The sequence below is a fragment of the Microvirga zambiensis WSM3693 genome, assembly GCF_016735695.1.
In the GTDB taxonomy this organism is placed as follows: Bacteria; Pseudomonadota; Alphaproteobacteria; order Rhizobiales; family Beijerinckiaceae; genus Microvirga; species Microvirga zambiensis.
In genome coordinates this window covers 313,876-321,644 of record NZ_JAERQD010000002.1, presented here as the reverse complement: position 1 = coordinate 321,644, position 7,769 = coordinate 313,876, and the positions used below count along the sequence as shown (strand labels likewise).

Sequence of the window (7,769 nt, the reverse complement as noted above, 5' to 3'; positions counted from 1 at the left end):
TTGGCGGAAGGCATCCTCCGCCTTGTCGCCGAGCACCATCGCCAGCACGAGCGGCGCGATCGGGTAATCGAGCTTCTTGAACAGATAGCCGACGATGCCGAAGGCGAGCGCCAGCCACAGGTCGAACGGACGACCTGCCACGGTGTAGGCCCCGACGAAGCACACGACCACGATCACGGGCCCGATGATGGCGAACGGAATGCGCAGGATCGAGGCGAAAAGCGGGATGGTGGCGAGCACCATGAGCACGGCGACAATGTTGCCGAGATACATGCTCGCGATCAGGCCCCACACGAAATCCGGACGCTCGATGAACAGCATCGGCCCCGGGTTGAGACCCCAGATCATCAGGCCACCCATCATCACGGCAGCGGTCGCCGAGCCGGGAACGCCGAGAGCGAGCATCGGCAGGATGGCGCTGCTGCCGGCGGCATGATCCGCCGTCTCCGGAGCAATGACGCCTTCCGGCTCGCCCTGCCCGAAGTTGTCCTTGCGACGGGAGAGGCGCTTGGCGATGCCGTAGCTCATGAAGGATGCGGCGGTCGGCCCGCCCGGCGTGATGCCCATCCAGCAGCCGATGGCGCTGCTGCGCAGGAGCGTGACCCAGTAGCGCGGCAGGGTCGCGATGGTCTTGAGGACGTCGCGAACCTTGACCCGGGCACGGATGCCGTCGAAGCGAAGCCCCTCTTCCATGGTGAGCATCAACTCGCCGATGCCGAAGAGGCCGATCACCGCGATGAGGAAGCTGATGCCGGACAGAAGCTCGTTGAAGCCGTAGGTGAGGCGCAGGCCGCCGGACACGGTATCCATGCCGACCGCCGCGAAGGCGAAGCCGAGGCCCATCGAGACGACGGTCTTGAAGGGCGATGCGGCTCCAAGGCCGATGAAGCTCGCGAAGGCCAGGAAGTAGACGGCGAAATATTCCGGCGAGCTGAAGCGCAGCGCGAACTTGGCGACCCAGGTCGAGAGCACGGTGATGAGGATGACGCCGACCAGAGCGCCGAAGCCCGCCGACAGGAAGGCCAGCGTCAATGCCTGCGTGGCCTGACCCTGACGCGCCATGGGATAGCCGTCGAACGTGGTTGCGACCGATGATGGTTCGCCTGGAATATTGAAGAGGATGGATGTGGTCGAGCCGCCGAAGAGCGCGCCCCAGTACATGCTGGTGAGCAGAATGATCGCGGCGACCGGATCCATGGTGAAGGTCAGCGGCAGCAACAGCGAAACGCCGTTGGGAGCGCCGAGTCCCGGAAGCACTCCGACGAGAATCCCCAACAGGACTCCGATCATCATCAGTGCAACGTGATAGGTCGACAGCGCGACGCCGAACCCATGAAGAAGAGATGCAAAATTTTCCACGGCCTGTCCCCGTCAGGTTTAGAGGCTAGTAGAGGCCCAGAGCAGCTTCGAGCGGGCCTTTCAGGAGCGGAACCTGGAACGCCACTTCGAGCACGAGATAGAAAGCGATGGCTGCCGCAATGCCGGAGGCAACGGATATGACGAGGCGATACTTGCCCTGCGCCCACATGACGAAGGAGATGTAGAGAGCCGTCGCCACATAAAGTCCGAGCAGACGGGCCACGATCACGAAAGCGAGCATCGGCAGGAAGAAGGATGCGACGCGCTTGGCTTCCTCGCGATGGATGAAGACGGATTGCAGTCCGCGGCGGCCGATGGTCGCCTGGACCAGAGTTCCCATGCTGGCAGCGATGACGAGAAGTCCGATGTAGAAAGGAAATGCGCCAGGCTCGGGCCCGGCATCGCCCCATCCGATCCCGAATTCCAGTGCGCCGACAACGGCGGCAAGACCGAGGCCCGCCGTCAGAGTCGCGGTTCCGATTTCAGCCGTAAAACGAGAAATCATGGCGTCCGTTCCGGTTCCGTGGGTGCCGCAAAGAGAAATGCCGGCGGAGAGAACTCCGCCAGCAATGAGGGTCTCGCAATCAGCGGACGACCCAGCCTTCCTGCTCGAAGACCTTGCGGTTCTTCGCATCGTCGGAAGCGATGAAGCTCTTCAGCTCGGCGCCTGCGATGAAACGGTTGGTCTGGGAAGTGCGGTCGATATATTCCTTCCACTCCGGCGTCTCGCTCACTTTCTTGAGCACATCGGCATAGAAGGCGACAGCCTCGGCCGGCACGCCGCCGGGCAGCCACACGGTGCGCGGCATCTGGAACTGATCGATCGGAATGCCGGCTTCCTTGCAGGTCGGGATATCGGCCCAGCCCATGGTCGCCGTGACCTTCGGGCCTTCCTGCAGACGCGACGGGCTGAACACGCAGAGCGGCGTGACGGCACCGGCCTTCCACTGCCCGGCATTTTCGTTCGGGTTGTTGGTGTTCGAGTCGATGTGCCCGCCGGCCAGTTGCACGCCGGCCGCGCCACCGCCCTGGAACGGCACGTAGATGAACTTGGTGCCCGTGGCATCCTGGATCAGGCTGGTAAGGGTCTGGTCCGTGTCCTTCGACTGGCTGCCGCCCATCTTGAACGAATCCGGCTTCGCCTTCACGGCTTCGATATAGCTCTTTGCATCCTTGTAAGGGCCATCCGCCTTCACCCAGAGCAGGAACTCGTCCAGCGCCATGGCGGCGACCGGTGTCAGCTCATCGGGCTTGTAGGCGAGCTTTGCCACGTAGGGCAGGAGATAGGCATTGTTCGTGCCGAAGGTGAGCTTGTTGGCGTCGCCCGCCGCCACCTTGGCGTAGATGAAGCCTTCCGCACCCGAGCCGCCACCCTTGTTGGTGACCACGACCGCCTGGTCCATCAGCTTGTGCTTGGCGATGATCGACTGCACGACGCGGGCGAAATTGTCGGTGCCGCCGCCGGGAGCCGACGTGACGACGAACTCGACGGGCTTCGTCGGCTTCCAATCGGCCTGCGCCGCTCCTCCGAAAGCCACCGCGAGGGCCGTGGCTACCAACAGGGACGTCTTTTTGAGCATCGTTCTTTCCTCCATTTTGATATTTCCGACCGATGGCGTCGGTCCTGCGGAACGGAATGTTTAGGAATTGACGGCCGACAGACGAGGCTCGCTCTGAGCCTCTGACCGACGGGCACGCACTTCCGTGCCCATGCGGATGGCGAGCAAGAGTGCCTCGCGGCTTGCGCCGAGATTGGCGATGCCGCGGCCGGCGATCTCATAGGCGGTGCCGTGGGCAGGCGTGCAGATCGGGAACGGGAAGCCGCCGATCATCGTCACGCCGCGATCGAAGCCCATCAGCTTCATCGCGATCTGGCCCTGATCGTGATACATGGTGAGAACCGCATCGAAATCGCCGTTCTTGGCGCGCAGGAACACCGTATCCGACGGGAACGGACCCTCGACGGTGAAGCCCTTTTCCTTCGCCTGCAGAACCGCCGGCTCGATGACGTCGATTTCCTCGGTGCCGAAATTGCCGCCATCGCCTGCATGGGGATTGAGCCCGGCGACGGCGATGCGCGGAGGATTGAAGCCCGCAGCGCGCATGCACTGATCGGCGAGCGTCAGCGAGCGCAGGATCGATGGCCCGGAGATCGCAGCGGAGACCTGCGACAGCGGGATATGCGAGGTCACGCGCGCATTCCAAGTCTTGCCCAGAACGTTGAACTCGCTCGCGGCCACCGATGTCTTGAGCACATCGCGCACGAAGCGGATCTCGTCGTCGTAGCCGTCATAGGCGAGGCGCATGGCCTTCTTGTTGAAGGGCGTGAAGAACACGGCATCCGCGCGGCCCGACTGGGCGAGAAGCAGCGCGCGGCGGAAATTCTCGGTCGCGAAAAGACCGCCCTCGAGGGTCGCCGTCGCCGGCGTGACCTGATCGGGACTCAGATTCTTGAGATCGACGAAGACGGGACGGGCAGAGCCTTCCGGAACCTCATTCTCCGACGCAACCACCTCGACGTCCACATCGACGCCGGCGACCTTGGCGCCCTGCTGCAGGATCCGCAGATCGCCGAAAACGACGAGATTGGCCCCGGCGCGAAACTCTTCGGCGGCAAGAAGCTTGGCAGCGAGCTCAGGGCTGATGCCGGCGGGATCGCCCATTGCGAACGCAACAGTGGGCTTTTCTGACGTGGTCGATGACGTGTGGGCGTTCACAGCAGCCTCATTCTCAAGATGACGGAGGGACACTAGCAGTCCGGAATGCCGTACACAAGTATGCTGTATGCAGAATTTTGTTTGCATGGATTTAGGAAAGGGTTGTATAAAAATCCGGCGCCCGTCCGACACGGGAGAACAAACAACGGAACCAGTCATGGCACTTGAGGCTGCAGACCTGCCGATCGGCGACTTCGATACGCGCGGTCCGATCCTCCGCCCGACGCTTCATGACGCCATCGTGGCGCGCGTCCGCGACATGATCATCGAGGGCGAGCTCGCCCCCGGCACCCGGCTCCATGAGGGCAACCTCGGCAAGATGCTCGGCGTCTCACGCACGCCTCTGCGCGAGGCGGTCAAGTTCCTGGCAAGCGAAGGCCTGCTCGAGCTGTCGCCAGGCAAGGGCGCCGTGGTGCGCCAGTTCACTGCGAAGGACGTCCACGACAGCCTCATCGTGCTTGGCAACATGGAAGGACTTGCCGGGCAGCTCGCCTGCCAAAACGCCAGCGACGCCGACATCCGCGAGGTGCGCAACCTGCACGACCGCATGATGGACATGTACGCAAAGCGGGACCGCCTCCCCTATTTCAAGCTGAATCAGAACATCCATTCAGCCATTCTCCGGCTGTCGAAGAACGAGGCGCTGATCTCGGTTCACAACATCCTGCAGGCTCGGCTGAAGCGGATCCGCTACATCGGCAACGAGGGGCCGGAGAAATGGGCCGGCGCGGTGGCGGATCACGAGGAGATGATCGAGGCCCTCGAGGCACGGGACGGCGAGCGCCTGTCCAAGGTGCTGATTGCGCACATGGACAAGACCTGGGAGCGGGTCAAACACGCTGTCTGACTCACAAACCTAACTTGCCACCTTTAGCATTCAGAGAGCCTCGACATGAGCGCTGAGAGCGAACTTCGAGAGATGATCTGCCGGTTCGGGCGCTCCCTGTTCGAGCGCGGACTGACGGCAGGATCCTCAGGCAACATCTCGGTCCGGCTGAGCGACGGGGGTTGGCTCGCAACCCCTACCAACTCTTCGCTCGGCTTTCTCGACCCCGCGCGCCTGAGCAAGCTCGACGATGAAGGGCGGCTTCTGTCGGGCGATGCTCCGACGAAGGAGCTGCCGCTTCATTCGGCGCTCTATGCGACACGCCAGGGTTCCGGCGCCATCGTCCATCTGCATTCCACCCACTCCGTCGCGGTCTCGATGCTGCCGGATGTCGACCCCGTCAATGCGCTTCCACCGATGACGGCCTATTATGTCATGCGCGTCGGCCGCACCGCGCTCGTGCCGTATTACCGGCCGGGAGACCCGGCGGTCGCCGACGCGATCCGCGGGCTTGCAGGGCGATACAGCGCCGTTCTCCTCGCCAATCATGGACCCGTGGTCGCCGGCAAGGATCTCGAGGCCGCCGTCTATGCCACGGAAGAGCTGGAGGAGACGGCGAAGCTGCGTCTTCTCCTGCATGGGCTCAATCCCCGTCTCTTGAGCCGGGCGCAGGTTCGGGACCTCGTCTCGCATTTCAATCTCGACGAGGCGATCGCCGAGGATAGCCCCGAGGACGAGCGGAATTGCTGCGCTCACGCCCATCACCCTTCCCACACATGCGGATGAATTCATGCCCCGCTTTTCGGCCAATCTAGGCTTTCTGTTCACCGAGCATCCCGAAATCGAGCGCGTTGCCGCGGCTGCGGCATCGGGCTTCAAGGCCGTTGAAATGCACTGGCCCTATCAGGTGCCGGCGGCGGAGATGCGCAATGCGCTCGAGCGCAGCGGGGTCACGATGCTGGGGCTGAACACGCCTGTCGGCAATGCGGCCGCAGGCGATTTCGGGCTCGGTGCCTTGGCCGGACGGGAGAGCGAATTCCAGCAGGCAGTCGACCAGGCGGTCTCCTACGGCCATGCCATCGGAGCATCGGCGGTTCATTGCATGGCCGGTGTCGCATCCGCCGATGCCGCGGCCGCTGCAGAGCGCACCTTCGTCGAAAACCTCAAGTCGGCAGCGGACAAGGCTGCCCAGGCGGGGATGATTGTTCTGCTCGAGCCGATCAATCACCGCGATCGGCCGGGCTATTTCCTTCACACGATCGAACATGCGGCGGCGATCATCGGTCAGGTGGGGCGGCGGAACGTGAAGATCATGTTCGACTGCTATCACACGCAGATCATGCAGGGCGATCTGACGCGGCGGCTCAAGGATCATCTCGACCTGATCGGCCATGTGCAGATCGCCGCGGTGCCGAGCCGTGCCGAGCCCGACGAGGGCGAGATCGACTACCGCACCATTTGCCAAACCCTCGACCGCATCGGCTACGACGGCTGGATCGGAGCGGAATACAAGCCTCGCGGCCGGACGGAAGACGGCCTCGCCTGGCTTTCCGCATGGACCGACGATCGATCGATCTCCCGCGGAGACGCAGCATGAGACTTGGATGCATCGCAGACGATCTGACCGGCGCCTCGGATCTCGCCCTCATGCTGGCCCGTGAAGGGCTGCGGACGATCCAGACGATCGGCGTGCCGCGCGAGGATCTCGATCTCTCCGGCGCGGATGCCGTGGTCGTCGCCCTGAAGTCCCGGACGATCGCTCCGCAGCAGGCCATCGAGCAATCACTTGCGGCGGCGACGGCCCTGCGCAAAGCCGGCGCCTCCCACCTGTTCTTCAAGTACTGCTCTACATTCGATTCGACGGACGAAGGCAATATCGGCCCCGTGACCGAGGCGCTTCTCGCCTTCACCGGCAGCGATTTCACCCTCGCCTGCCCTGCCTTCCCAGCCAATGGCCGCACAATCTACAAGGGCCATCTGTTCGTGAACGGCGTGCCGCTTCACGAGAGCAGCATGAAGGATCACCCGCTCACGCCGATGCGGGATTCCAACCTCGTCCGCGTCCTGCAGCGACAGACGAAACTCTCCGTCGGCCTCGTCGCATATGAGGATGTGGAGGCAGGCCCGGATGCCATCCGCTCGGCATTCGCGCGTGAGCGTGCGGCCGGACATCAGGTCGTGATCGTCGATGCGGTGAGCGATGCGCATCTCCGCTCCATCGGCGCGGCGGCAGCCGATTTGCCACTGATCACCGGTGGCTCTGGCGTCGCGATGGGGCTTCCCGCCGCTTATCGGCAGGGCGGCACATCCTCTGTTGCTCCGAGCAGCGGTGGATTTGATGCACCCCAAGGGAGACAGATCATCCTGGCAGGTTCCTGCTCCAGCGCGACGCAGGGCCAGGTCAAGGCGGCCATCGACGCCGGCGTTCCGGCTCTCCGGCTCGACCCGATGGAGCTCGCATCCGGCGATACCACTGCGCAGACCGCACTCGACTGGCTGGCGGACCAGCAAACGAGCGGCCCGGTTCTGATCTATTCCACATCCACGCCAGACGATGTGCAGGCGGTGCAAGGCAAGCTCGGTCGCATGAATGCCGGCGAGATCGTCGAGAATGCCCTCGCGGACATCGCGCGCGCTCTGCCCGGCCTCGGCTTCACGCGGATCATCGTCGCAGGCGGCGAAACATCCGGTGCCGTGGTGAATGCGCTCGAGGTTCAGGCGCTCACCATCGGCCCCGAGATCGATCCCGGCGTGCCGTGGACCCGCTCCCTGGGCGGCACCGATCTCGCGCTCGCCCTCAAGTCTGGCAATTTCGGCGCCCCGGACTTTTTCCTCAAGGCCTGGACCATGCTTCGGTAGGGCCGAAG

General features: G+C 63.7%; 8 protein-coding genes. 4 read left to right on the top strand and 4 right to left on the bottom strand.

Annotation, left to right across the window (positions count from 1 at the left end; all coding sequences use genetic code 11):
• The 4 genes from JKL46_RS03525 to JKL46_RS03510 all read right to left on the bottom strand — a co-directional run.
• On the bottom strand, positions 1-1,359 hold a 1,359-nt coding region (locus JKL46_RS03525), incomplete at its 3' end, for a tripartite tricarboxylate transporter permease (protein ID WP_201830024.1).
• Between the two features lie 25 nt (positions 1,360-1,384).
• Positions 1,385-1,864 carry a tripartite tricarboxylate transporter TctB family protein gene (locus tag JKL46_RS03520; RefSeq protein ID WP_201830023.1) on the bottom strand — a complete coding sequence of 160 codons (480 nt, stop codon included), beginning with the start codon at positions 1,862-1,864 and terminating at the stop codon, positions 1,385-1,387.
• A gap of 79 nt (positions 1,865-1,943) precedes the next feature.
• Complete coding sequence (locus tag JKL46_RS03515; RefSeq protein ID WP_201830022.1) at positions 1,944-2,939, bottom strand: Bug family tripartite tricarboxylate transporter substrate binding protein; 996 nt, start codon at positions 2,937-2,939, stop codon at positions 1,944-1,946.
• 60 nt (positions 2,940-2,999) lie between these two features.
• Positions 3,000-4,022, bottom strand: a complete 1,023-nt coding sequence (locus JKL46_RS03510; protein ID WP_201830038.1) for a 4-hydroxythreonine-4-phosphate dehydrogenase PdxA — start codon at positions 4,020-4,022, stop codon at positions 3,000-3,002.
• Between the two features lie 211 nt (positions 4,023-4,233).
• On the opposite strand from JKL46_RS03510, the gene JKL46_RS03505 reads away from it, so the two are divergent.
• From JKL46_RS03505 to otnK, 4 genes are read left to right on the top strand one after another with little or no spacing between them, the layout of a single operon-like run.
• Positions 4,234-4,923, top strand: a complete 690-nt coding sequence (locus JKL46_RS03505; RefSeq protein WP_201830021.1) for a GntR family transcriptional regulator — start codon at positions 4,234-4,236, stop codon at positions 4,921-4,923.
• Between the two features lie 45 nt (positions 4,924-4,968).
• Positions 4,969-5,688, top strand: coding sequence for a 3-oxo-tetronate 4-phosphate decarboxylase (otnC, locus tag JKL46_RS03500; protein ID WP_201830020.1), 720 nt, complete (start codon positions 4,969-4,971; stop codon positions 5,686-5,688).
• 4 nt (positions 5,689-5,692) lie between these two features.
• Complete coding sequence (locus JKL46_RS03495; protein WP_201830019.1) at positions 5,693-6,499, top strand: hydroxypyruvate isomerase family protein; 807 nt, start codon at positions 5,693-5,695, stop codon at positions 6,497-6,499.
• Positions 6,496-7,761: a 3-oxo-tetronate kinase gene (otnK, locus tag JKL46_RS03490; protein ID WP_201830018.1), complete on the top strand. Its 1,266-nt coding sequence runs from the start codon at positions 6,496-6,498 to the stop codon at positions 7,759-7,761. The genes JKL46_RS03495 and otnK overlap by 4 nt, the downstream gene beginning before the upstream one ends.
• Positions 7,762-7,769: the final 8 nt, after the last annotated feature.